The following is a 26,065-nucleotide window of genomic DNA, read 5'->3' as shown; positions in this document are numbered from 1 at the left end:
TCAGATATTTTTCTTTGATCTTACCGACTGTAGCTATTGTTATCCTCATAATTACTGTCCAGCCGGCATTTCTTCAAAGGTTACCTTAATAGTCATTGTTTTACCATTACGGGTGAATATTACATCTCTCTTGCTGCCGACAGGCTGGGCATCAATAGCCGCCCTGAGTTCGGCAACACTGTTCGTTTCAACACCGGCTACTTTTAAGATTACGTCGCCCTCATGCAGCCCAGCTTTAGCTGCCGGACCATTAGCAGCGATTTGAGCAATATAAACGCCTTTATCGATATTAAGGGTATAGCCATAACGCGCAGCAGTATTTCGATCTAACACGCCTACCCCGAGATAGGCTCGGACAACACGGCCTTTCTCAATAATCGACTCTAAGATCGGCCGGGCTGTGTTAATCGGAATTGCCAAGCCAATACCTTCAACGCCGGCTACTGAGATTTTAGCACTGTTTATGCCTACGACTACGCCATCGGCATTTACTAAAGCTCCCCCCGAATTACCGGGATTGATAGCAGCGTCGGTCTGAATAAGCTGGAATTTCCGCTCGCCAATTTCAATTGAGCGATTCAAGGCGCTGATTACGCCAACAGTGACACTGCCACGAAATTCCATGCCTAGCGGATTGCCGATGGCAATTGCCGGTTCGCCAATTAATAAGCTATCTGAATCACCCAAAACAGCGGTCGGCAATCCGGTTGCTTCCACCTTGACAACTGCTAAGTCAGTTGCAGGGTCACTACCTAATACTTTACCGGTAAATGTCCGTCCGTCGGCCAGCGATACGGTAATCTCCTGGGCATCTTGAACCACATGGTAGTTAGTAGCGATATAGCCATTCGAGTCAAAAATTACTCCCGAACCTGCCCCGCGTTCTACTAGGATTTTACGGTTAAAGAAGTCTCGAACATAAGCTTTATTTGTAATGCCGACAACAGCCGGGCTAACGGCTTGCGCCGCGCGCACAATGGCTGTGTTGCGGGCATCTGATACTTGAGCCTGAGCAGCAGGCTGCTGCAAATTAGGGATAGGAGTAGATGACTGCGGTGCCGGCTTAGCATAATGTCGATTGCCGTAAGCCATTACCAGACTTCCGCCGATAAGTGCGCCAATAAGGGCAACTACTATATATGGTGTCCATCGTTTAATCACAATCTTCACCTTCCTCATTTAGATTTAAACTTGCCAAACGGTCAGGATAAGTCATCTTGAGCATTATATCCCGGCCGACCTTACACTGCTGTTCGGCTAAGATACTGCCTATCGTCGTTTCGGCAAGGTCAGGTCGGTTATTCTCCTGACTTAGATGGGCCAGCATTACTCTGGTGCGGTTTCGCCGCGCCAGTCTGGCCAACAGCCACCCGGCATCATTGTTTGAAAGATGGCCGCGGTTGCTTAAAATACGTTTTTTAAGATACCAAGGATATGAGCCATTCTTAAGCATATCAATATCATGGTTAGCTTCAAGCACCATAATATCCGACAGACTTAAGGCTTTTTTCACGGTTTCAGTTGCAAACCCCAAATCAGTAGCGACACTGCATTTTATGCCACCGCTAAAAAAATTGAAACCAACCGGATCAGCAGCATCGTGTGAAATACTAAACGGTTCGATCTTGACTGTCCCAATATCAAGACTGTCCTCAATGGAGCAGCAGCATTCGTCTGGCAGCACGCTCCGGCAGTACATATTATCCAAAGTTGCCTGCCTGCTATAGACAGGTATGCGATACTTTTTGGTTAAAGTCGGCAATCCATTAACATGATCACGGTGCTCGTGGGTTACCAGCACAGCATCTAGTTTGGCAATATCAGTGCCGACAGCGGCTAACCCCTGTTTAATCCGCCGGGTACTGATCCCTGCGTCTACTAGTATATTCGTTTCTCCAAAGTTTAAGTATACGGCGTTACCGGTACTGCCGCTGGCCAAAACATGAACTTGCATAAAATTCTCCTTTAATAACGGACCTACCCAATATAAATTCGGTTTTTAGACACAAAAATCCTCCCAAAAACCAGTCTTGGGAGGATTAACCACTTATTATAGAGTTGGCATTTTGGCCAGTACAGGCTGTTTTACTCTGTCGGGCAGGGCTGATATAAGAATGTTGGCAATATCTTTAAGCCGTGCTTGGGTCTTGGCCTCAAACCGCAGCGTAAACAGCGGTTCGGTTACCGAAGAACGTATCATAGCCCAACCGTCGTCAAACTCGATCCGCACCCCATCAATCAGATTAGGACGATACTCGGCAAGCCGCTTGGCTAAATCCGCCAGGACAAGCTCTTTGTCATTGCCGGTATACGGCACCCTTATATCGGCTGTCAGAAAGTAGTTAGGAATAGCGTCAACTAGTTTTGCTAGCGAGCCGTGCTCAGCAACAAATTCACATACTTTTAAGCCGGCGAACATGCCGTCATCATAGCCCAGTTCAGTAAAAAAGAAATGGCCGCTGATTTCGCCGGCGAAAAGTGCCTTTTCCCGAATAAATGCTGATTTACTAAAAGTGTGACCAGCCCGAGCCATGACAGGCCGCCCCCCGGCTTTGATAACTTCTTCGGGCACAACCATTGAACATTTGGCATCATAGATAATAGCGCCAGCCTGCTGTTCGAGATAATAGCGGGCAATCAGCACAATGATATCATCATTATCTACCGGTCGGCCGTTTTCATCAACAAAACCGACACGGTCACCGTCACCATCGAAAGCTACCCCAATATCCGCCCCCATTTCGCGCACCTTTTGGCCCAAATCGGTGAGATTTTCAGCAAGAGCCGGATTGGGCGGGCGCTGCGGGAAGGTTCCGTCAGGAGTACAGTAAAGTTCAATAACTTCATAGCCCAAGGCGCGAAATAGCTTCGGCGCAAATTCAGATGTCGCACCATTGCCGGCATCGAGGACTACTTTTAAATTCCCCTTACGTGCTTTGGTCGCTGTATCAGCTATGTAACTAGCTGTAATGTCGGTTTGAGTTATACTTCCTTGTCCTGAAATTCTGGCATCAGTCTCGACCAAGTGTTTAATTTCAATTATATCTTCATCAGTTACCGGCTGCGGCCCAAGCACCAGCTTAAAGCCGTTATAGGGCGCCGGGTTATGCGATGCTGTAACCATAACGCCGCCTGTCGCGCCCGTTATTTTTTGGGCGTAGTAGAAAAGCGGTGTCGCCACGATGCCAATATCGATTACATGACAGCCCGAAGCTGCCAATGTCTCTACAATTATTTTCTTGAGCCGCGGCGTAGATAAGCGTACATCGCCGCCCACTACTACCTTTTGTCCGGTTAGTTTTGTGCCGACGGCAAAGCCAATCTTATGTACCATTCCATCCGTTAAATCAGTTTCGGCGATACCACGAATATCGCAAGCGTGAAAGATTCCCATTTCCTTCTCCTTTTCATCAATAACCCAAAGTATTCGACTTGATACTTCTGCTTTTGTTATTGTAGCACGCTTTATAAACTAACAACAATATCTCGGCACTGTTATGGTCACCAAACTCCTTTGTTATACATAAGATATATTAGAAAACCCCAGTTGCTTGTCATCGGATTCTTACCGCAATCCCATTGAACAAGAATATAGGAGGCTGGTGTAATGCCAGAATGCAAATCACCGATCTGCCAACCGCGTCATTGTTTCAAACTCGAGGAAGCCGCCCCGGCCTTTTGTGCTCCCGCCCTATACTGCGGTAGGGAAATCGAGGTCTGCCTCAACGATTTCCGGGGCCGCTGGTTACTGCTGTTTTTCTATTCTAGCAATTTTACTTTTGTCTGACCTACTGAACTCGCGGCAGTTGCCGACGCATACCCCTGTATTAGAAAACTTGGGGCCGATGCTATTGCCATCAGCACCGACAGTGTGTACTCGCATAAGGTTTTCCATGAAACTTCCCCAAACGCTAGCAAGGTTCAGTATCCGCTGCTTTCCGACCGTAACGGCTGCATCGCCCAAGCCTATGGCGTCTGGGGGCCCAATACCGGCGCTGCCTTCCGCGCTACCTTTATCATCGATCCCCTAGGCCGTATTCGCTGCTATTCGGTCTATCCCCGCGAGGTCGGCCGAAATGTTTGGGAAATTATCCGCACGCTTGAAGGCATCAAATATGGCGAGGCAACCGGCGAAGGCGTACCGGCCGGTTGGGAACCAGGAATGCCTGGTATAAAGCGGGACTTCAGCAAAGTAGGAGAATATTAAGGAGGTAAACTAAGTGCTGATAAGAAGGAGACGGAAAAGGAGAGCCTTTATGCCTTCATTTGATAAGATTGCCAAGGCTTTCCTGGAAGAACTGCGCCAGGCAAGAGCGCAGATGAATACTATGCTTGTCAATCAGGAAACCCTCGTTGGGCAGAATTCAAGAATGCTTGATTTGCTGCAGCAAATCAAAATTAATACAAGCAAACGAGAAGATGAATAAAAATTGCCGCGCAGTTCAATTACTGCGCGGCAATTTTTATTTCTCATAGTTCTTCATATTCCTAACCGCCCACTCCCGCCAAGCTTTGTCGAAAGCCTGATAATCCAAGCCTAGGGAGTTTTTAATGGCTTTATCAATTTTTCGGCCGGCCTTTAATTCATTAATAACCTGGTGCAGGTTGTCTTCACCATGAACTTCGGCGATATAACGGATAGCGGCTAACGACTGACGATAGGCCAAGGCCTGATTAGTCAACTCATCAAATTCACCATCCAGCTGCTCCATCGTAAAGAGCTGTCCGTCCAAGCGGTTATTGGCAGTAATCCATTCATAGTTATTTACCTTGTACTCGACATATTGAGCCAAGCCCTCAGTAAACCAGCGCGGATAGTTGCCGTTAGTCACATGGTCAAACACTAAATGACTGAATTCATGCACCATCGGACCGGAATGAATGAACTCCGCGACCGTATCGCCTTGCTTCATCCATTCATGCGGCGACAAGAGCTGGATAACGCCGCCCCAATATACACCCATTGCGCTTTGGTCGCCCGACCAACCAAATGCTTTGCGAAGTTCAGCTTTGTTATGATACATAACAACAATGGTCTTAGGTGCAGGATTATAACCCAACGCCGACGTTACCGGCTGATAAGCAGCCTCGGCGGCCTCAGCCACCATGTCCACTACATCGATATCGACCGGATTATACTTAATGATAAAATGGTCGGTTTCCCGCGTCATAAGCCCGCGAGTCTCATAATTAATCTTAGCTACCGTAGCTTTTCTAACTAGCGGATACAAGAACGCCTGAGAGCGTGCCGGTATCTGCAAGAGCACCACAGCGGCACAAATTAAGACCATAATTCCGGTAATCAAAGTGATTTCAGTATGTGTTACACTACGCATCCGGCACACCTCCTCACGTAAATTTAGTAAATTAAAAAGGCTCATCTGCAAAATGCATTTGAACCTTCTAGCTCCGGATATCGTTCAGGAACCTATTATAGCATACCGGTATCCCTTTGCCCATGGTACATTATGTTAACATTCTAACAATTTCCACACCGGCGCTTGTCCCAATTCTGGTGGCTCCCGCTGCAATCATGCTTTCAGCATCAGCCTTTGATCGAATGCCGCCTGAGGCTTTAACACCAACGGCTCCTTGCACCGTTTCGCTTAAAAGCTGTATATCAGCAACCGTGGCCCCACCTGGCCCAAAACCGGTCGATGTCTTAACAAAATGGGCGCCACCCTCGATAACCGCTTGACAGGCCCGCCGTTTTTCAGCGTCACTAAGAAGGGCAGTTTCAATAATGACTTTTACAAGCTTGCCGTCGGCCACTGTCACGATCTGCCTGATCTCATCAGTAACAGCTTCCCAGCACCCGCTTTTGGCAGCGCCGATGTTCATCACCATATCAAGTTCATCAGCTTTGCGAATAATTGCTTCTCTCGCCTCAAATGCCTTAACAGTGCTCAAGGTTGCCCCGAGCGGAAAGCCAATTACTGTTGCCACCTTAACACCTGTTCCAAGCAAGAGATGGGCCGCCAAATCAACATATCCGAGATTTACGCAGACGGCCGCAAAGTTATGCTCTGCCGCCTCCCGGCAAAGACGGGTGATATCGTCAACAGTGGCTTGCGGCTTCAATAGGGTATGGTCGATATATTGAGCAAAATTCATAAGTTCGCCTCCTCTATGATAATTTCGCCGATTAATATCAGTTTCCTCTACGTGTTTAATCTCCATAAAGCGCAAAAGAAAAAGTCCGCTGTCGCGGACTCAAAACACTAAACCCTTATGTACACTAAGATACATTCTTCTTTTGACACTCCGGGCATATACCAAAGAAATAGAACTGCTGCCCTGTTAGACGATAAGTGGTACTACTGGCGACTTCTTTAACAAAATTACTTGAGTCAATATGATCAAGGTCATCTACACAGCCACAGCTCATACATCTTACATGAGGGTGACTTGACGTGTTGGCATCATAGCGGAAACTATCTTCGCCAACATTGAGCGCCTGAACCAAGCCAATTCCTTTTAAGATTTCGATTGTTTTATAAACAGTAGCCAAACTCATTGTCGGATACTGGGGCTGCAACTCGCTAAAAATCATTTCAGCGCTTGGATGGGCCTTGGTTGACGCCAGCACACTGTAAATTGCCAGACGCTGCGGTGTAACTTTGAATCCGCTCCCTCTCAGCAAATCGGTAAGCTGCTCTTCCATAAACAAATAAAACACCTGCTTCTTTTAAATTTTAACGACTTGGATAGTCATTATTAATTTGTATTTACTTTTATTCTACTTTCCCAAATAATTATTGTCAAGGAAAAGTACACCTTGCTTCATAACAACTCTTTCTGAGTACAAAAAAGGCTCCGCATTGCTGCGGAGCTTTTTTTACTGAAGAGTCTCCTGCCATTGACCGCTGAATTTATTCTGAGCTTGCGCGATAGCCTGCGGATCGGCAGTTTTAATACTATAATAGCCTTTCTGCTGCATCAAATCGACTATTTCTTTTTGCTGACTGTAAATATCGCCGAGTACCGTCATATAATCACGACGCAATTGATCATTAGTAGCCTCAAGTATAAACGTGTTAACAGATTGCGCCATATGCTTACTTTCATTCAATGCTATTTGTAAGGCGTCATTGTCGGTAAACAGCAAGCCCCGGCCATCAAAGCCCTGCTTATTTTGCTGGTCTTGCTGCTGCTGACTTACTATTTTCTGAGACACATTCCCACCCCTTATTGTAAACTTTTCCCGGCACTTAAATGCTTGCTCATAACGTCAAAATCTTGCTGTGCTTTGCTTGCCACCTTCTGAAAAAGCTGCTTCGTCTGTGTGTCCTCAATATTATGGGCAATGTAATACATAGATTTTATAAAAGCCTGTTCTTTTGTCAAAAAGTCTTCAAGCTGGGTCAATTCTTTATCTGAAAGCATAGAAACCCTCCTTTGCTGATTTCAAAAATAGCATGCACCTACCCAAAGGCGGGTATCCAACCATATTATGGAATGATGTTCTGAAAAGCTTCAGCTAGTACTCAATAGCTGCTTGTCCGACAGCACGGACATCGGGAATAGCAGCTAATTCCTTCATCAAGGCATGCAGCGCCTTATCTTTTTGTTTAGCTTCAATCATAACATCAAGGTCTTTATCACAACATTCTTTGGCAGTTTTCAAAAACTTAGTAAAATCGCGTATGTTGATATAATCAGCATGAGCCCTGATGTTTTTGGCATCTTTAGGACTGGAAAAGTGAATTTTGGGCGGTAACTCCCGCCACGTTGCAAAAATTGCGGGTAGTAGTTCACTCAGGCTTTTGCCATTGTTGCAGCAGACATGATGATGGACATCCAGTACCATGGGAAGCTCTAGTTGGCTGCATAGCTTTAAAACATCGGCTGCATTGTATGATTTATCATCATTCTCAATAATCAGCCGATGTTTTATATTACCCGGTAGTAGGGCAAAGTTATCCTTAAAGCGCTTAAGCGATAATTCCTTATCTTTATATAGTCCGCCCACATGCAGCACGAGCTTAGCTTCGCTTCCCAAGCCCATTGCATCAAACAGGTCGGCGTGATATTCTAAATCCTTTAGTGATGCTGTTATAACTTCAGCTTTAGGACTATTGAGCAGTGTAAAGTGATCGGGATGGGCGCTGACCCTCATTTTGCTATCCTTTATATACGACCCTATTTCTAACAACTGCTGTCTAAATTCCTCTAAATAATCCCAGCCTTCAGCAATCTCATGAGTAGCCAGCGGGATTAACTTGGAGGTAAAACGAAAAACGTAGATTTCATTACCTTTATTATACTTTAAGACTCTAAGTTGATTTTCAAGGTTTACCTTAACCAACCTGCGCAATCTGTTTAGACGGTCTTCTTGCTGGGGAATTTTAAGTAAATTGGTCACCGTAATAGTTTTATTCGGCGAACCTTCAGGTATTTGCAAAGCCATGGCTACATAACCAAAGCGAATTATCATAAGATTCCCCCTGCTACCTTTTTGAGGCACTTTTAACTGACAGATTACGACATAACAGCACAAACTTCGGCTTAAATAGGACAAACGTCTCTTTTTTTTCCATAAATAGTCATATATACTAAAGATAAACAGCCTTGTGAGGTGATAATTTGCGAATCAATTATGCACGATCCGGAATGATCCTTGCGAGCGATGTTGTGGATAGTAATGGCAATCTCTTGCTTGAAAAAGGCATATTGCTGACAGAAAAATACCTCGCCCGTCTCAGACAGCACCAAATAACTGATATATCAATTCAGCATCCTGCACTGGAAAATGCCAAACCGAGCCCCGTAATCTCTGATGACCTTAGACTTGAACTCACTTTATGTTTTCAAGCTTTATATACTATTAAAACTGAAGGAATGCAGACTAGCAAACTACAACAGATGTATTTTCGTCAGTTATATAACGCATCAGATAGTATCATTACCGAAGTTGGGCAAAATATGCCGAATATCCTCAACACCGAAATCCGCAAGCCTACAACCGATGAGGTTACTCATGCCGTAAACGTATGCCTGCTTTCAGTTGTGACCGGACACTACCTTAAGCTCCCCCGTCCGGCACTGCGCGAACTGGCGTTGGGCGCACTCCTGCACGATGTGGGTAAATCGGCAATTCCCTATGTTGACAACAAACCCGTAAACAGCCCCAGTATGCATCCCCACTATGGCCGCGATCTGCTGCTAAAGCATAAGCTTAGTTCGGCTGCTGCCCGGATTGCAGCTGAGCATCATGAGTATTATAACGGCAGCGGCTATCCGCTCGGGATAGAAGGCAAAGCTACTCATCCATTATCAAGAATCGTTTCACTTGCCAATTACTTTGACAATGCAGTAGCAGAGGCTAACGCTGTCGGCAGACCGCTCCATGATATTATCGAGAACCTTTTAGCAAGCAGCGATATACTGTTCGACCATAACACCCTGCGGGCCTTTATTCATACGACACCTATTTACACCCTTGGCAGTATGGTTATCTTAAGCACTGGCCAGACCGGCTATATCATCCGAAATCGGGCCCATTGCCCGCTTCGGCCTATTGTGCGGTTGTACAACAAGACAGGCTGGGATGATCTTGACATGGTTTGCCAGCCAGATATTACAATAATCGATATAATTGAAGAATATCCAGAAAGTGAGCTGGTCAGTTAGATATCAGCTCACTTTTGGTTTTAACGCTATCCTGCCACTTGTTGGAGGCAAACCGCCACCATAGAATGATACTGCGTAAGAAAAAATCACCAACTGTAATATACCAGGCTGCGGTCAAATCGTAATTCCACACAACAACAAACAAATATATCAGCGGCATTCGGAACAGCCAAACACCGGTTATTGTAACATACATCGGCCACTTGGTATCACCGGCGCCACGCAAAGCGCCACCCAAAACATAAGTTATCGCAATCGTCGGCTGTTCAAACGCGGCAATCATAACCAGCATCGAGCCCCAGTATATGACATCGGTATCACTGATAAACAGTGCAGTAAGTCTCTCGGCAAAAAGAAAAAACACCACTCCCATGGCGGTCATGCTCAAGATGGCAATTTTATTGGTCAGCCAGGCATATTGCGCTGAGCGATGCGGCAACCCTTTGCCAATGTACTGTCCGACTAAAGTCATAGCCGCTACCGAAAAGCCAAATCCAGGCATGAAAGATATCGATTCGACCTGAACCGCGATTTGATGGGCCGCAAATTGAATCGCTCCGGCCTTGGCCAACATAAAGGTATAGGCTACCCGGCCGCCTTGCAGCGCCAACTGTTCAAGGCCGGCCGGTACACTGATAGCAACGATTCGCTTGAGAACGGCAGCACGGATTGAAAAAACCTTATGCCAATTAAGCTTAATTTTACCGTTGAACGACAAAACTACCAATACAGCAATTCCGCCAATTAGCTGTGATACTCCGGTTCCCCAGGCAGCGCCGTACGGACCAATGCCCGGCAGTAAATAGCCGTTAATGAGCATAAAGCTAAGCAGCAGCGCAAAAGTATTGCTTGCTGAACTAATATAAAAGGCTGTCTTGGTTTGACCAAGGCCTCGCAACACTGCATTGCCGATCGAGAACACTAGAAAGAATGGTGTAAAAATGAAACCAATCTTTAACAGTGCGCTCCCTAAGCCAGCTACTTCAGGCTCTGCTCCTGTAAGGATAAATAGCGCCGGAGCAATAAAATAGCCAGAAATAGCTAGTAAACTGCCCAGCACAAGCCCTAGCAAAACGGCCTGGCCGGCAACTAAACGAACGTCCTCCCAGTTACCGGCGCCAGATTCCCTGGCGACAATGGACGCCGCCCCTGTTCCGACTGCCGCGAACACCATGGCTGAGGAAAACTGCACCATGGCCGATAAGCCAACTGCGGCTAAGGCCACCGCACCAAACTTACCGACCATAGCGGTCACGCTAACATTTACAACCATAATCCAGAACATTTCCAGCACAACCGGCCAAGCTAACTTTAGTATTTTACGACGCATATATTTATTTACATTAACGATCATCAATCCCCCGTAACTCTTTACGCTTTAACAAGATAAATTCCGATAAAATAGGCTAACATTTCTATGATATAATAAATACTATTAATTGCAAAGATGGTGAAAAAATAATGATTTTAACCGATATACCGGCAATAATTGCCCGTGAACTGGGCGTAAAGGTTCATCAAGTATCAGCAACAATCGGGCTCTTAGACGATGGTAACACGGTGCCGTTTATCTCGCGATACCGCAAAGAGGTTACCGGCGAACTCGATGAAACGCAAGTCCGAACCGTTGAAGAACGCTTGCAATACCTCAGAAATTTCGTTAAGCGCCAGGAAGAAATCCTCGCCAGCATCGAAGATCAAGGCAAACTTACACCAGATTTAGCTGCTGCAATCGGGGCCGCGCAAAAACTTCAGGAGCTTGAAGACCTCTATCTCCCCTACAAGCCGAAAAAACGGACCCGTGCTCAAATTGCCCGGGAAAAAGGACTAGAGCCATTGGCCGAAATCATTCTGGCGCAAGATACCAGCGAGCAATCCCTAACTGAAATCGCGGCCGGTTTTATTAATGCCGAGCATGAAATTAATGATGCTGAAACAGCGCTCGCCGGAGCCAGCGATATAATCGCTGAAATGGTTACCGAACGGGCCGACATCCGGGCCCTCATGCGCAATCAACTTTGGCAGAACGCCGAACTTAGCACAGAATTAGCAGTATCCGAGGAAGAAGGTAAAGACTTCCTCGCTTATAAGGAATATAAAGAGCCGGTTAAACGGATGCCTTCCCACCGCATTCTGGCTGTTAACCGCGGTGAAAAGAAGGATATCCTAAAAACACATCTATTAGTTTCCCATGACTATAATATTAATATGATTGCTAAGCGCATTATCACCAGGCCGTCACTATACAGCGATTTCCTAACCACAGCCATAGCCGACGGTTATAAACGCCTGCTCTTCCCGGCCCTAGAACGGGAAATTCGCGCCCAATTGACTGAAAGCGCCGAAAAGCAGGCTATCAGGGTATTCGGGCTTAATCTTAAACAGCTGCTCTTACAGCCACCGCTTGCCGGCCATACCGTGATGGGCCTGGATCCTGGTTACCGGACAGGCTGCAAAATGGCTGTGATAAACCGAACCGGGACGGTTTTAACGACCAATACTATTTACATAACAAAGAGCGCAGCCGAACGTCAGCAGGCGGCTACAATCGTTCTCGATGCGATAAAAAATCACAACATCACACTAATCGCTATCGGCAACGGTACTGCTTCCTATGAAACAGAAGAGTTCGTCGCTCAACTAATTAATGAACATAACCTCTCGGTACACTATCTTATCACTAATGAAGCTGGCGCCTCAGTCTACTCGGCCTCAAAGTTGGCTAAAGATGAACTTCCCAATCTTGATGTCTCGCTGCGTGGGGCAGTATCTATTGCCCGCCGCGTACAAGACCCATTGGCTGAACTGGTAAAAATCGATCCGAAATCAATTGGCGTTGGTCAATATCAGCATGATGTAAACCAGAAAGAACTTAGCGGTGCCCTGGATACAGTCGTCGAATCAGCCGTTAACCATGTCGGCGTCGAGCTTAATACCGCCTCGATTGAGCTTCTTAAGCATGTTTCTGGCGTCAACGCCAGTGTTGCCAAAAACCTTGTAGCTTACCGTGATGAAAATGGCTCCTTTACCAACCGCCGTCAACTCATGAAAGTCCCGCGGCTGGGCAAGGCCGCCTTCGTACAGTGCGCCGGGTTCTTACGCCTTAAAGATGGCGAAAATCCTCTTGATAATACCCCTGTTCACCCCGAGTCATACGAACTAGCCGAACATATCCTCGCCAAACTCGGTTTTACTCTGGATGCGCTTAAAAATCAGCAGAAAGCTGTACAAGAAAAAGCCCAGACTGCAGATGCTGCCAAGCTGGCCGCCGAGCTTAACGCCGGCGAACCGACGGTGCGTGACATCCTCGATGCCTTAGCTAAACCCGGCCGTGACCCGCGCGAAGATTTGCCGACTCCCTTAACCCGCAAAAATATCGTTAAACTGTCAGAGCTAACTCCCGGTACGATTGTCAAAGGTACCGTCCACAATGTTATCGACTTCGGCGTTTTTGTTGATATCGGCATTAAGACTAATGGCCTTATCCACCGCTCGGAGCTCAGCTATAAGCCATTTCGCCATCCTCTCGACATAGTTTCGGTTGGTGATATTATCGATGTCGTCATCTTGAGTGTCGATGAAAACCGCGGCCGAATTGCTCTTAGCCTAAAGCAGGTGCCACCGAAATAATTATAAAATAGTCACATTTTTACGGTAACCTGCATAACTTATTATGTAATAACTTATTTGGAGTGTTGCATAATGACGTGGCTATTGCTTTTTATATTATCAACCTTTTTATTTGGCGCAGCCTTTTTCACTGCTGCCAGGACCGGCATATTAGGCCTTTGGCTGCTGACCGCAGCATTAGGTTTCTTCGCCGCCGTTAGCTACGTTAAGCTTCGATATCCAAATGCTCAACAGCACAATAACGAAAAATAAAATCCGGCCGTATTGGCCGGATTTAGTTTTACATATCTTTTTTGTTGTTGCGAAGTTTGGTCCACAGATAACGAATCCCCATAAAGATGGCCGCCAGAATGATAACATTGAATATCATACCCAAAATTGTGGCAAAGCCTTCCATAGCGCCAAATCCGAGCATACTGCTCAGCATACTGCCCATCAGCATGCCGCCGGCAAACATACCGGCACCACGCATAAAACCGCCTGATGCTTGCTGCTGTGCCGCTTGCTGCGTACCAGGCTTTGCCTGGCTGGCCGGAGCTTTATTGCTATAGCTGCTGCTTGGCGCCGACGGTTTATAATTTGAACCAGACGGAGCAGCTTTCTGACTGGGAGCCCCTTTAGGTATTGATGACCCAATCGAGGGTCTGGGTTTGGAGAATGATTTACGTGAACCGCCAATTGCTGCAAATGAAACTGAAGTGAATGCAAAGACAAATATTAGTGCTAATGCCAGAATCTTTTTCATTTCTTACTCCTCCTTGTATGCTTTAACATCTTCGGGAAAGGCATATATAGCCGCTAGATTAGGCAGCTCACCCGCTAAATACCTATCAATATCATGGACATCAATATAAAAGGAACACTGAACCTCTAAAAAACCTTGCTCGCGGCCTTGGCTAACATTTCTAATCTCCATCAGCCGCTCTCTGAGATTCAGGCATTCTTCTCTTGATGCAGTAACATCAAGTGTAACGAGAGGCACCCCATATTCCCGCAATACTTCCTGAAGACTCAACCTTTCCGACACTTGTTCTGCCCCTTTCCTTTTGTTCTTAGTATCTACGCGATTGCAGATATTGAACCCAAAAAGTTCCTATAAAGCAGTTTTTATACACAAAACGAGACTTTTGCATGACTAAAAAGTCACCTAAGTCTCGTTAATTGACAGCTATGTCAATGACAATGCCAGGCGAAACCGCCGCGAATGTTGACATTGTCTTGCTAACTACTCCCTGTAGATGCATATAACAGCATTGTATAATGACTTTACGGAAAAGTCAACCAGTTAATCAGAACGCCAATTCTCACCTCATATACTATTCGACACTAATTATAAATTGATAATGTGGCTGGCCGCCGTAGTACAATTCGACAACCTTGTCAGGATACGCTCCGGCTAGCTTTTCTTTTAGCAGTTCAGCAGTTTGGTCGCCTAGACCTGCTCCATAATAAAGACTGATTACTTCGCTATCAGCTTTAATAATTGCAGCCACCGTGTCGGCGAGCGCTGCCTCGATATTCTCAGCATCGGCGATAACTTGGTTTCCAATTGTTCCAATATAGCGCCCGGCTCTTATCTTGCGCTCATCTACCTTACTATCGCGCACAGCAATAGTTACTGCTGCTGCGTTGACAAGCTCAAGTCGCTGCTTCATCTTAGCAACATTGTTTTCGATGGTATCACCGGGCGTAAAAGCCATAATAGCCGCTAACCCCTGAGGCACATTAGCAGACGGGACAATCTCGACCCTGTCGCCAACCAGCTTTTTCACCTGCTCACAGGCTAACATGATATTTTTATTATTCGGCAACAGGATATACCGCTCGGCGTTACCGCTATGAATGGCATCCATAAAATCCTCGACCGGCGGATTCATAGTCTGCCCGCCTGAAATAACAAGGCTAGCGCCTAACTGACGCATAATCCCCTCTAGCCCCTCGCCCGGCGCAACGCTGATCACTGCTAGCGATTCTTTAGCAAGCATCGGTGTAATTACATGGCGATGCTGATCAGCCATATTATCGATTTTAATATCATGCAGCGTGCCCCATGTTACCGCTGATTCTAAAACGGCACCGGGGTGGGCGCTGTGAATATGTATTTTGATCATATTGCCGCTTTCGGCTATGACTAGCGAATCGCCCATTGCTTCAAGCTGTTGGCGAACTTCGGCGGCAGTTACATTAAATGGCTTAACAATAAACTCGGTGCAATAGGGATGGACGGTATCAAATGCAGCCGGTACATTAAACATGGTCAGAGCAGCATCGAAATTAGCCTCTGGTCCGGCATATGTTCCGTCAAGTCCCTCCAGACAGCCGATTAAAAAGACAATAAGCCCCTTGCCCCCGGCGTCAACAACACCGGCTGATTTAAGGACAGGCAGTAATTCAGGCGTTCTGGCCAGTTCTTCTTCCCCGGCAGTAATGGCCTGCTGTAAAATTTCAGAAAACGCAAGGTTCTCCCGTACAGCCCGCCGCGTCCCTTTGGCTATTCCTTTAGCAACCGTTAGGATAGTGCCTTCAACCGGTCGTGACACAGCCCGATAGGCGTAAAGAACTCCATACTGAAAGGCCTTGCCGATTTCTGAAGAGACTGCTTGTTCCTTGCCTGCCAGACCACGGGCAATGCCCCGGAAAATTTGAGCAAGAATAACGCCGGAGTTACCCCGGGCGCCCATAATAGCGCTGTCAGCAGCCCGCTTGGCTACCGCGCCGATACCGCCATCCGGGGCTTCTTTTAGGGCCCTTGCCACGGCGCCCAATGTCAAGAGCATATTAGTACCGGTATCACCATCAGGCACCGGAAATATATTTAAACTATTAATATATTCATGTTGGCGCAAAAAAGTATTGTACGCACCAATAACCATCCGCTTAAAGTCATTGCCTGATATGAGTTCGCTTGTTACTACCATTAGCATACCTCCTAGCTGGCCTGCATAATAACACAATGCTGTGTACTAGCATAGCGCTCCGGCTTTAGTTCTTGACCTGATAAATAAGACCTATAAGCCCCGGTCCGAGGTGCGTGCCTAACACCGAACCAAGTTCACTCATGACAAGCGGAGTGCCGGGATATAGCTCCATAATCTGTCTGGCTATTCCTTCAGCTTCATCTTGACAATTAATATATCCTACACCAATATATGCTAACCGTTCCTGTCTTTTTAATTCATCGACCATACGGCTAACCGCCCGCGACCTTGTCCTCACCTTATCAAGCACCGCCACTTTGCCTTCTGCTAAATATAATAAGGGCTTAATCTGCAATATGGTACCAAACATAGCTGCCGCTCCGCCGATACGCCCGCCTTTATGCAGATTCTCCAGTGTATTGGGAACAAACATTGTATAGGTTAAGCTGGCCAGCCGGGCTAAATGCCTTGCAATATCGTCAAGGTTGTGTCCGGTGGCAGCCATTTCTAAAGCAGCCTTGGCCATTTGTATCATTCCAATAGCTGTCGTTCCTGAATCTACAACGCTGATATTCTTAGCATCTACCATATTGGCCGCCGCTTGCGCGCTCCCTACAGTACCGCTCAGTCCGCCGGAAAGCGTTATGACAACAACTTGGTGACCGGCCGCGATTAATGGCTCAAATACACTAATGAAATCACCGGGGGACGGCTGCGAAGTCTTAGGGTGAACACCTTTCGACTTAGACAGCGCGAAGAGTTCAGAATTAGACATAAGATTCTCGGGCCACTCTTGGCTGCCGATAATTACTTTTAGTGGTACAACATGAAGATTGTCGTGGCGCCCCAGCATTTCTGCCGACACTTGCGCCGTACTGTCTACTACAACATGAATCAAGGCAATTCTCCTTCAATGTTATCAAGTATATTTTACCAAAATGTCAGATTTAAATATACAGCTTTTCGCCAAAAGTCCGGTTTACTGAAATCTTATGCAGTCCACAACATGATAATAACCATGCTTAACGAAGGAGATGGAAAAGAAATGGCGAAATATCTAAAAAAATGCCAATCTATGCTAAATATAAAAGTTCTTTTTGTAGAGGCAAAACCGGGCTATTTAACAAAGCGCACCTTAGTTGTGCTATCTTTGTTTAGCCTGTTACTAGAGGAGTAATTATGGAAAAAAAACTACTTTTTGCCTTAGACATCGGCACCCGAAGCGTTGTCGGCCTAGTCGGTGAACAACTTGAAAACAGCATATCGATTGCAACGGTAGAACGCCTAGAGCACCATACCAGAGCCATGCTTGACGGGCAAATTCATGATGTGCCCGAAGTAGCCGGCATCCTTAGCTCACTCAAAGAGCGGCTTGAGCAATCAACCGGACCGCTCACCAAAGTTTCGGTAGCGGCAGCTGGCCGCGCCTTGTACACAATTGCAGCTAGCGCTGAAATCGAAGTATCAGCCAAGGGCCTCCTTGCTGCTGACGACGAACGAGCTCTCGAGCTGACTGCCATTCAATCTGCCCAGCACCAGTTGGCTACCTCGGATACTCTAGACGACCCGTCGAGTTACTATTGCGTTGGTTATAGCGTAGTTAACTTTTCCTTAGACGGAACCAACTTTAAAACATTGGTCGGTCAACGCGGCAAATCTGCAGGAGTAAAAGTTATTGCCACCTTTTTGCCCCGCCAGGTAATAGATTCACTGCAGGCGGCTTTGGAGAAAACCGGCCTTGAGATGTCAAACCTAACTCTAGAGCCTATTGCCGCCATTAACATCCTAATTCCTTCCACTATGCGCCATCTAAACATAGCCTTGGTCGATGTCGGCGCAGGCACCTCCGATGTCGCTATAACCAGAGACGGTTTGATTGTTGGCTATGGTATGGTACCTTGCGCTGGCGATGAAATAACCGAAGCTCTGTCGAAAAAGTATCTCTTGGATTTTAACGTAGCCGAAAAGGTTAAGCGCCAACTTAGCAGTGCTAAAACTAAAAAGGTTTCGTTCAAGGATATTTTAGGCTGCACTCAAAAGATGACCGCCAAGGAAATTTGCAGCGAAATTGTAACCAACGTGGCTGAACTTGCTCAGGCCATAGCCGCCCAAATTTTTGCTCTAAACGCAAATGCCCCCCAAGCCGTACTGCTGATCGGCGGAGGTTCTCTTACACCAATGCTGCCTGAAGCCTTAGCCGAAGCGCTTGATATTCCGGTGACAAGAATCGCTGTCCGCCGCCCCGACAGTATCGAAGGTATCGAAAACATCCCACCGCAGCTCATGGCCCCTGATGGCGTTACCCCTCTAGGAATTTTAAAACTCGCCAGCAGTAAAACACTTAATTTTGTTAATGTCACCTTGAACGGCCGAGCACTGCATCTCTTTAACCTAGGTCAACTGACGGTAGCCGACGCCCTGCTCGCTGCAGGCATCAATATCCGCAACCTACAAGGCCGGCCCGGAATGGGACTAACAATTACGGTAAACGGCAAAACCAAGTTTATACCCGGTACCCATGGCAAACCCGGTTGTATTCATTTAAACGGCGCTCCGGCAGCCTTTACGGACCGCATCAATGAAAACGACGATATAACCGTAACTAAGGGAATTGACGGCGCAAGCCCGACCCCGACTGTACACGAGGCCGTCACCATTCCAACGCCTATTACTGTAATAATCAATAACCAAAGCTATGAAATCTCCCCTATTATTAAAGTTAACGGCAATACGGTTTCAGCCGATACCAAACTTGCCGACCGGGATCAGGTTGACTGTCTGATGCCAAATACTTTACGAGAAATTCTGACGCTAACCGGCAATGAAATTAAACCAGAGTACTATAAATATCATGTCAACAATACCGAACGCAGCTTTGCCGTTTGGCCGAACTTAACATTAAATGCCAAACTAGCCAAAACTGACAGCACAATCTCCGATGGAGACATCATCCAAATAATCAAAGGCCGCCCACCGACTCTTAAAGAAATCTTCGGCATTAAAGAGGCTGCTGAAACGGCTGTTAATGTCATTTTTAATGGTACAAAGTGCCGAGTTCCTACTCATCGACATACCTTTATCGTCAACAATAAATTAGCCGATTTGAACAATACACCAACACCCGGCAGTTTTATCGAATACTCCTGCATTGAACAGCCAAATCCGATGGTAACCGATGTTCTTTTGATAGCTGAATTTAACCCCTGCAATTTGCCGCCCGGAACCTCAGTTGATATTCTCCTTAATGGTCAGCCGGCTGAATATACCGCTCTAATAAAAGATGGTGATACAGTTGATATCGTCATTTCAAATCCAACGACAAAAAATTCCGCAGTGTGACACATATCACATCATGCTTTAACGTATAGCGTTATAATGAGCTTAACAACACAAGTTAAAGGGGGATACAAAATGTTTTGCTATCAATGTGAACAAACTGCCGGCGGTACCGGCTGTACTAAGGTTGGCGTGTGCGGTAAAAATCAGGATATTGCTGCGTTGCAGGATACTTTGATCTTTGGCCTCAAAGGAATTGCCGCGTACGCTCATCATGCCCGCGAATTAGGCGCGCGCGACGAACAAGTCGACGCTTTCATGCATGATGCCCTCTTCTTTACTTTAACAAATGTAAACTTTAGCCTTGACCGCCATCTTGAAATGGTTTTAAAATGTGGCGAGATTAACCTGCGTGTCATGGAACTCCTTGATAAAGCAATTGTTGACCGTTATGGTTCTCCCGTACCGGCCCAAGTAGCTACTGGCTCGAAAGCCGGTCATGGGATACTTATCACCGGTCATGATTTCTTAGATCTCGAAGAGCTGTTAAAACAGACTGAAGGTAAAGGCATAAATATCTATACTCATGGCGAAATGCTGCCGGCTCATGCCTACCCTGAGCTTAAAAAATATCCGCACCTTGTTGGTAATTGGGGTACTGCTTGGCAGAATCAACGCAAAGAATTTGCTGAGTTCCCTGGCGCAATTGTCATTACTACTAACTGTGTAATGCCTGTCCTTGAAAACTCACCATATAAAGATCGCATCTTTACCCGCAGCGTAACCGGCATTGAAGGCGGACAGCATATTGAAGGCCGCGACTTCTCAGCTGTAATCGCCAAAGCTCTGGAGCTGCCTGCACTGCCCGATAAAGAAGGCGAACATACCCTTACAACCGGTTTCCACCACAATGTAATCTTAAGCTTGGCTGACAAAGTTGTTGAGGCTGTAAAAGCTGGAAAAATTAAGCGTTTCTTCCTGATTGGCGGCTGCGACGGCGCTAAGCCAGGCCGTAACTACTATACTGAATTGGCTAAAAAAGTACCAAAAGACTGTATAATCCTAACAGTTGCCTGCGGTAAATATCGTTTCAATCACCTTGACTTCGGCGACATTGACGGCATTCCGCGCCTCTTAGACCTCGGTCAGTGTAACAACGCTTACTCCGGAATCCAAGTAGCCGTTGCTTTAGCTCAAGCCTTTAAATGTGAGGTTAATGATCTGCCGCTATCCATAATCCTGTCCTGGTACGAGCAAAAAGCAGTTGCAATCTTACTGTCGCTCTTGCATCTCGGCATCAAGAACATGCGTCTCGGCCCGACTGCACCGGCCTTCTTGACCCCTAATGTCCTTAATGTTCTAAATGAGAAATACGGCCTGCAATTAATCACAACTCCTGATGATGATTTGAAAGCGATCCTCGGTTAGAAAAAATCCCGGCGCGAATGCGCCGGGATTTTTAATTCTCCTTATGGTATCAGCCGCAGCAGCTGATCTGGTTTTATCAATACCACCCTATTACCGGCAAAATCAATCAAGCCGTCCTTTCTCATAGCCGTCAGCGTTCTTGTCACTGTCTCGCGCGTAGTTCCAACCAAACTTGCTAAATCCTGCCGCGATAAATCAAGCATTATTTCGATGCGGCCGGCATTAGACCGTCCCTGTTCATTTCCTAAGCGCAGCAGGACTTCGGCCGTCCTAGCCATAACATCATTAAGCGCTAGGTTTTTAATCTTCTGCTGGGCATATAATAGCCGCTGGCTTAAGGCCTTTATCAGTTCAAGCGCTAAAAGGTTGTTGGCTAACACCAACTTTTCAAGATCAGCATTCTTAATAATTCCGACTGTCGAATCTTCGGCTGCAACTGCCGTAGCCGGATATTGACGGCTATTAAACAGTAGTACTTCAGCAAAAAGATCGCCGGGACCTAATATTTTGATGATATGCTCGCGGCCATCATCAGTCATTTTCAGGATTTTAATCTTACCGGTTTTTATATAATAAAAACCCTCGCCATTATCACCTTCAAAAAAGACAACAACCCCTTTACGGTAACACCGTTCAGTTGTTACTTCATGAATTTGCTGCAGCAAACTATCCGGCAAACCGGCAAATATTGGTATATTCTTCAAATAGCTAAAACAAATATTTTCCTTAGCCATATTTTCCCCTATACCCATTCAATCATATTTACTCTTAGTTTACCACACTTTACCAAACTTGCCTATATATTAGAAACCAAGCTTGCGCTTATGCCTCCCAAATTTATTAATATAAGACTCTGATAGAGGTAGAAATTCCCGGATCTAATGATCCGGGAATTCTTTTACAGTACCTCCAAGCGAGGAAGTTACTACCACTACAGGATCGAGCGCCTTAAATCTTGTGTCTTCAAGTGCTGTAAGAGCAGAGCGCAACTCAGCAATTTGTTCTTCGAGGATTGCTTGAGTGTAACCGTAGCCTTCTAACTTAGCCATGGCTTCCTCAAGCTCGGAAATCTTAGCATTATATTCTTGATGCAGTCGCACTATCTCCAATCCGCTTTTGACATTCACTGGTAACGCTCCTTATATTACAAGGTAATTTTTAAAGTTGCTTTACCGTTATTATAGCCAGATGCCGATTGGATATTCAATTCTTAGTATTTAGAAGGTGCTTGCCGGCAATACCAGGTTTCGTCATTTCTTCCGGCGAAAGGATAATATTCATAGCAGCTTCTGTTAGCAGACCTTTTTCCAAAATAAGCTGCCGGACAGGACGGCCGGTCGTATACGCTTCTTTAGCCAGTATCGATAAATTCTCATAGCCGATATGCGGCAGGAGAGCGGTTATAATGCCGACACTTCTATCCAGCCATTCTTCGCACTGGGCCTCATTTGCTTTAACAGCTTTAACACAAAGATTATTGAAGGTATTAACCGCATTTGTCATATAGGCCATTGAATTAAAAATATTAAAGGCCATAACAGGCTCCATTACATTAAGCTCAAACTGACCATTTTCTACGCCTAAGGTTACCGCTAAATCATTGCCGATAACTTGGTAGCATGTCTGATTGAGAACTTCAGGAATTACAGGATTAACTTTACCTGGCATAATTGAAGAGCCTGGCTGCCGGGGTGCCAGATCAATTTCATGCAGGCCGCAACGCGGCCCTGACGCCATAAGCCGAAAATCATTTGCCATCTTAATCAGCACAAGAGCCGTAACTTTTAGTGCTGATGAGACATCGGCAAAAGCGTCGGTATTGTTAGTAGCATCAATCAGATTTTCAGCGGTTGAAAACGGTTCGTCGGTAACCTGAGACAATTGTTTAGCAACTTCTTTTATATATTCCGGTTCCGCATTTAGGCCGGTGCCAATAGCAGTTGCGCCCATATTAATGGTATACAGTCGCTGAAGCGCGCCTTCCACCCGGCCGGCTCCGCGCCGGACAGCTGATGCATAAGATGCAAATTCCTGACCAAGTGTTATCGGAATAGCATCTTGCAGGTGGGTTCGGCCCATTTTGAGGATACGCTTAAATTCTACGGCCTTTTCATCAAGAGCGTCGGCTAAATTGCGAAGCGCAGTTATAAGTACACGGCCCTTCCGAATGGCACAGACTTTTATGGCGGTTGGAAAAGCATCATTGGTTGATTGAGCCATGTTAGCATGGTTATTGGGTGAAATTCGCTCATAATTGCCCTTACGATCGCCGATGATTTCAAGCGCCCGGTTACAAAGCACCTCATTCATATTCATATTTATTGAAGTTCCGGCACCGCCTTGGATAGGATCGACCGGGAACTGATCATGAAACTTCCCGTGGATAATCTCATCGGCAGCTGCAATAAGAGCCTCGCCAATTGTTTTATCCAGACGACCTGTCGACATATTAGCTTTAGCCGCTGCTTTCTTAACCATGGCATTAGCTATAATAAAGTCCGAATCAAGCTTTTGGCCGGTAATTTTAAAATTCTCCATAGCTCGCATTGTTTGCACGCCATAATAGGCATCATCGGGTATTTGTAATTCGCCCAAAAAATCGTGTTCCAGCCTCATACTCAACACCCCTTTTTTATTTTCAGAGTCCTTGGTCTCTTTTCTTAACGTTAGCTTATCACTAGCAAAAGCTTTGTATACACTATTAAAATGAGCCTATTTGTTACTAATGGTTATTCATCCCATACCTTATAGCCACTAATTGCAGATTAATTGATAATTATACTAAGCAATAAGCTATACTAAAAACCTTATAACATTTCTGTTAATTTTGTTTTATAAATAAACAAAAATTTACCCAATAAGCCAAAAGCAGCAAAACTGCGCAAGTGCGCGGTTTTCTGATTATAAACTAGTTTAAATCCATAAGTTTGCTGCATTCTTTAACGCTCATAATATTGCCATTGACCTTAATCATCGGGGGACGGCGGCGATTGATATCTCTAAGAAAACTATTTCTAAAGCAAATTCGGTCTTTGCGTTCTAGCTCATTATCACCATTTAGTTGTTTATAAGCTATAGCTATCGCATTAATGATTCTTACCGCCCGTGCTTTATCATGCGACTCCGCGGCTACCCGAATAAAAGTTCTGATAGCCATGCTTTCAGGCTTTGTCGGATCAGTTGTCTTACGCAGCATCAGCAGCCGCGACGACCGTTCGTATTCTACGTCCTTGGTAGATATCGACTGAAACCCTGATGCCTTAAAAAGCAGTTGGATCATTTCGCACAAAAATTCGCCAATAGTACATCTCCCTAACAGTCTTTTCTTAATTTGGGATGGCATTTTCATGGCCCCGCGTAAAAAAGCCCAATTTATCTGCCCGGCTTTATTGTGCCACTTGTCCTGATCTATCGGATCAAACTGCACCTGAATTAGGGCCCGCTCGTGGCCGCTTATTCCCTGGGCTATTTTAAAAAGCATCTCGGCAGTACCCGACTCACCTTCGGTATTAAGGGAAAAAATGTCCTGACGCGTGTACTTCATTTCGCATACGGCAGCCTCGAGATGACCAAAGTCAGTCGGCAAGTTAACTTTTTCAATAGTAGCATTCGGCCAAACACTGTGGATTTTGAATTTTAAATTCGGGACTAGCCGTTTAGGACAGATAAGGTAATAGTTGACATGACCATTTTTTAGTTCGGTTTCCCAAGTAATATGATCAGGCATGTTAAACTGAATACCCCGACGTGAAAATGAAATACGAGCAGATAGCGGCTGGTATAGTTCGGCAATCGCTTTTGCCAGATCTAAAGAGTATTCATCGTTTGAATGACCATTCGGAACAATTTTGAGGCAAACAAGATGGTCTTTCAAAATTCTTATATACCCCATTTCTCTCCCTCACTTCTAATCACCCGATAGTTTATTCATCCTATTCAGCATGCCGGCCTAGGGTAACTCATCTACGGTTTACCGCCTGTCATTTTGTCATATAAATAAAAAAATACAGCCCGTTTAAGGGGCTGCTATCAGATGGCTATTTGCTTACTTCTTTGCACTTACTGAGCGGTCAAAAACCTGACCGCGGGCCAGTTTTTTGGCAGCAATCGTAATTTTTAATATCTTTTCAAACTTTTTAAGCAAGTCAGCTTCTTTGACAGTAACAATGGATATTGCGGTACCGCTTCGCCCCGCCCGGCCTGTCCGCCCTACACGGTGAAGGTAGATCTGCGCTGTTTCAGGCATGTCAAGGTTAAAAACATGGGTAATGCCCGGTATATCTAGACCGCGCGCAGCAAGATCCGAGGCTACCAACAGCTTAATATTGCCCTTGCGAAAAGCGTCAATCGCCGCCTTCCGTCCATGCTTATCAGCATCACCATGAATTGCTGCGGCCTTTAGGCCATGGTAGTTGAGTTTTTCCACCATTGTTTCAATATTATCGCTTTTGTTTATAAACACAAGCGCCCGTTCAATCTTCAGATGCCCAACCAATTTACGCAGCATTTCAATCTTATCACGCTGCTCGGCCACAAGATACATATGGCTAATATCCTGCGGAACATTAGCTTGACCTTTAGCGCTTATTACCCCAGGCTCCCGCATTAGGTCCTTTGCCTTATCTAAGACAGGGCCCGGCATCGTCGCTGAAAACATCATAAGCTGGCGGTCGCGCAAGGTCGTCTTTATTACTGCTTTAACACTGTCTATATTATTATCATCGAGCAGCCGATCAGCCTCATCCAGAATAATGGTCCGGACAGCGGGAGCCGATATCTTTTTCTTTTGAATAAGCTCCAATATCCGTCCACTTGATCCCACGATAATATGCGGCTTATCTTTCAATTTTTCAATTTGACGAGCGACATTAACATTGCCGATAATCAAGGCTGATTTTACCGGCAATTCCGCTTTAACGGCTAAATCTAAGATTTGCTGATGAATCTGGCTGGCTAATTCATGCGTGGGTGCTAAAATTATCGCCTGCGCTTCCCGCTTAGAAGTATCAACCTTCTGCAGCAGCGGCAGCAGATAGGCCAATGTCTTGCCTGTTCCTGTTGGCGTATTGAGGAATACTTTCGTTTTAAAAAACAGGCATATAACTTTGAAAACTTCCGTGTTAGAAATTTGAAGGCAATCAATAACCTTAACCAGCTTCTGACATATGCATTAGGATTTG

Annotated in this window: 27 protein-coding genes; 8 read left to right on the top strand and 19 right to left on the bottom strand. The window is 45.8% G+C overall.

The window, feature by feature from the left end:
* Positions 1–51: 51 nt before the first annotated feature.
* The 3 genes from GX348_03975 to GX348_03965 all read right to left on the bottom strand — a co-directional run bounded on the left by GX348_03975 (position 52) and on the right by GX348_03965 (position 3,394).
* Complete coding sequence (locus tag GX348_03975; protein ID NLP41346.1) at positions 52–1,179, bottom strand: PDZ domain-containing protein; 1,128 nt, start codon at positions 1,177–1,179, stop codon at positions 52–54.
* A complete protein-coding gene (locus GX348_03970) occupies positions 1,154–1,954 on the bottom strand; it encodes an MBL fold metallo-hydrolase (GenBank protein ID NLP41345.1) in 801 nt (266 codons plus the stop codon). Before GX348_03970 ends, GX348_03975 begins: the two co-directional genes overlap by 26 nt.
* A 96-nt stretch (positions 1,955–2,050) precedes the next feature.
* Entirely contained in the window at positions 2,051–3,394 is a 1,344-nt protein-coding gene (locus GX348_03965) for a phosphomannomutase/phosphoglucomutase (protein ID NLP41344.1), read from the bottom strand.
* Between the two features lie 213 nt (positions 3,395–3,607).
* Between GX348_03965 and GX348_03960 the strand changes: the two genes are divergently transcribed.
* Positions 3,608–4,207, top strand: coding sequence for a peroxiredoxin (locus tag GX348_03960; GenBank protein ID NLP41343.1), 600 nt, complete (start codon positions 3,608–3,610; stop codon positions 4,205–4,207).
* 49 nt (positions 4,208–4,256) lie between these two features.
* Positions 4,257–4,427: a hypothetical protein gene (locus GX348_03955; protein ID NLP41342.1), complete on the top strand. Its 171-nt coding sequence runs from the start codon at positions 4,257–4,259 to the stop codon at positions 4,425–4,427.
* A gap of 36 nt (positions 4,428–4,463) precedes the next feature.
* Here the strand turns inward: GX348_03955 and GX348_03950 are convergent, their stop codons facing one another.
* The 6 genes from GX348_03950 to uvsE all read right to left on the bottom strand — a co-directional run bounded on the left by GX348_03950 (position 4,464) and on the right by uvsE (position 8,437).
* Positions 4,464–5,336 carry a hypothetical protein gene (locus GX348_03950; GenBank protein ID NLP41341.1) on the bottom strand — a complete coding sequence of 291 codons (873 nt, stop codon included), beginning with the start codon at positions 5,334–5,336 and terminating at the stop codon, positions 4,464–4,466.
* Positions 5,337–5,466: 130 nt separating this feature from the next.
* Entirely contained in the window at positions 5,467–6,114 is a 648-nt protein-coding gene (deoC, locus tag GX348_03945; GenBank protein ID NLP41340.1) for a deoxyribose-phosphate aldolase, read from the bottom strand.
* A gap of 124 nt (positions 6,115–6,238) precedes the next feature.
* On the bottom strand, positions 6,239–6,664 hold the full coding sequence (locus GX348_03940) for a transcriptional repressor (GenBank protein NLP41339.1): 426 nt from the start codon (positions 6,662–6,664) through the stop codon (positions 6,239–6,241).
* A gap of 174 nt (positions 6,665–6,838) precedes the next feature.
* A complete protein-coding gene (locus tag GX348_03935) occupies positions 6,839–7,165 on the bottom strand; it encodes a spore coat protein (GenBank protein ID NLP41338.1) in 327 nt (108 codons plus the stop codon).
* Between the two features lie 23 nt (positions 7,166–7,188).
* Complete coding sequence (locus GX348_03930) at positions 7,189–7,386, bottom strand: ferritin-like domain-containing protein (protein NLP41337.1); 198 nt, start codon at positions 7,384–7,386, stop codon at positions 7,189–7,191.
* Positions 7,387–7,480: 94 nt separating this feature from the next.
* A complete protein-coding gene (gene uvsE / locus GX348_03925; GenBank protein NLP41336.1) occupies positions 7,481–8,437 on the bottom strand; it encodes a UV DNA damage repair endonuclease UvsE in 957 nt (318 codons plus the stop codon).
* 149 nt (positions 8,438–8,586) lie between these two features.
* On the opposite strand from uvsE, the gene GX348_03920 reads away from it, so the two are divergent.
* Positions 8,587–9,633: an HD domain-containing protein gene (locus tag GX348_03920; protein NLP41335.1), complete on the top strand. Its 1,047-nt coding sequence runs from the start codon at positions 8,587–8,589 to the stop codon at positions 9,631–9,633.
* Here the strand turns inward: GX348_03920 and GX348_03915 are convergent.
* A complete protein-coding gene (locus GX348_03915) occupies positions 9,626–10,987 on the bottom strand; it encodes an MATE family efflux transporter (GenBank protein ID NLP41334.1) in 1,362 nt (453 codons plus the stop codon). The two genes, GX348_03920 and GX348_03915, sit on opposite strands and share 8 nt — an antisense overlap.
* A gap of 107 nt (positions 10,988–11,094) precedes the next feature.
* Between GX348_03915 and GX348_03910 the strand changes: the two genes are divergently transcribed.
* Positions 11,095–13,263, top strand: coding sequence for an RNA-binding transcriptional accessory protein (locus GX348_03910; protein ID NLP41333.1), 2,169 nt, complete (start codon positions 11,095–11,097; stop codon positions 13,261–13,263).
* A 72-nt stretch (positions 13,264–13,335) separates the two neighbouring features.
* On the top strand, positions 13,336–13,515 hold the full coding sequence (locus tag GX348_03905) for a hypothetical protein (GenBank protein NLP41332.1): 180 nt from the start codon (positions 13,336–13,338) through the stop codon (positions 13,513–13,515).
* 28 nt (positions 13,516–13,543) lie between these two features.
* Here GX348_03905 and GX348_03900 read toward each other — a convergent pair whose 3' ends face one another.
* From GX348_03900 to GX348_03885, 4 genes are all read right to left on the bottom strand, one after another.
* The gene (locus GX348_03900) at positions 13,544–14,008 is read right to left on the bottom strand and encodes a hypothetical protein (protein ID NLP41331.1); all 465 of its coding nucleotides are present in this window, start codon (positions 14,006–14,008) and stop codon (positions 13,544–13,546) included.
* 3 nt (positions 14,009–14,011) lie between these two features.
* Positions 14,012–14,290, bottom strand: a complete 279-nt coding sequence (locus GX348_03895) for a hypothetical protein (GenBank protein ID NLP41330.1) — start codon at positions 14,288–14,290, stop codon at positions 14,012–14,014.
* A 289-nt stretch (positions 14,291–14,579) separates the two neighbouring features.
* On the bottom strand, positions 14,580–16,181 hold the full coding sequence (locus tag GX348_03890) for a DAK2 domain-containing protein (GenBank protein ID NLP41329.1): 1,602 nt from the start codon (positions 16,179–16,181) through the stop codon (positions 14,580–14,582).
* Positions 16,182–16,245: 64 nt separating this feature from the next.
* Positions 16,246–17,085: a DegV family protein gene (locus GX348_03885; GenBank protein NLP41328.1), complete on the bottom strand. Its 840-nt coding sequence runs from the start codon at positions 17,083–17,085 to the stop codon at positions 16,246–16,248.
* Between GX348_03885 and GX348_03880 the strand changes: the two genes are divergently transcribed.
* The 3 genes from GX348_03880 (at position 17,071) to hcp (ending at position 20,885) form a co-directional block, all read left to right on the top strand.
* On the top strand, positions 17,071–17,358 hold the full coding sequence (locus GX348_03880) for a hypothetical protein (protein ID NLP41327.1): 288 nt from the start codon (positions 17,071–17,073) through the stop codon (positions 17,356–17,358). The genes GX348_03885 and GX348_03880 overlap by 15 nt on opposite strands.
* 2 nt (positions 17,359–17,360) lie before the next feature.
* Complete coding sequence (locus tag GX348_03875; protein NLP41326.1) at positions 17,361–19,520, top strand: cell division protein; 2,160 nt, start codon at positions 17,361–17,363, stop codon at positions 19,518–19,520.
* Positions 19,521–19,592: 72 nt separating this feature from the next.
* The gene (gene hcp / locus GX348_03870) at positions 19,593–20,885 is read left to right on the top strand and encodes a hydroxylamine reductase (GenBank protein NLP41325.1); all 1,293 of its coding nucleotides are present in this window, start codon (positions 19,593–19,595) and stop codon (positions 20,883–20,885) included.
* Positions 20,886–20,926: 41 nt separating this feature from the next.
* Here hcp and GX348_03865 read toward each other — a convergent pair whose 3' ends face one another.
* The 5 genes from GX348_03865 to GX348_03845 form a co-directional block, all read right to left on the bottom strand.
* A complete protein-coding gene (locus GX348_03865; protein NLP41324.1) occupies positions 20,927–21,637 on the bottom strand; it encodes a Crp/Fnr family transcriptional regulator in 711 nt (236 codons plus the stop codon).
* A 126-nt stretch (positions 21,638–21,763) separates the two neighbouring features.
* Positions 21,764–22,012: a hypothetical protein gene (locus GX348_03860; GenBank protein NLP41323.1), complete on the bottom strand. Its 249-nt coding sequence runs from the start codon at positions 22,010–22,012 to the stop codon at positions 21,764–21,766.
* A gap of 76 nt (positions 22,013–22,088) precedes the next feature.
* Positions 22,089–23,501: an aspartate ammonia-lyase gene (locus tag GX348_03855; GenBank protein ID NLP41322.1), complete on the bottom strand. Its 1,413-nt coding sequence runs from the start codon at positions 23,499–23,501 to the stop codon at positions 22,089–22,091.
* Positions 23,502–23,793: 292 nt separating this feature from the next.
* Positions 23,794–24,777, bottom strand: a complete 984-nt coding sequence (locus GX348_03850) for a hypothetical protein (protein NLP41321.1) — start codon at positions 24,775–24,777, stop codon at positions 23,794–23,796.
* 153 nt (positions 24,778–24,930) lie between these two features.
* Positions 24,931–26,052, bottom strand: coding sequence for a DEAD/DEAH box helicase (locus GX348_03845; protein NLP41320.1), 1,122 nt, complete (start codon positions 26,050–26,052; stop codon positions 24,931–24,933).
* Positions 26,053–26,065 lie beyond the last annotated feature (13 nt).

It is taken from the genome of Veillonellaceae bacterium (assembly GCA_012523975.1).
In the GTDB taxonomy this organism is placed as follows: Bacteria; Bacillota; Negativicutes; order JAAYSF01; family JAAYSF01; genus JAAYSF01.
Note: the sequence above shows the minus strand (reverse complement) of the source record. Positions and strands in the feature narration are given on the sequence as shown.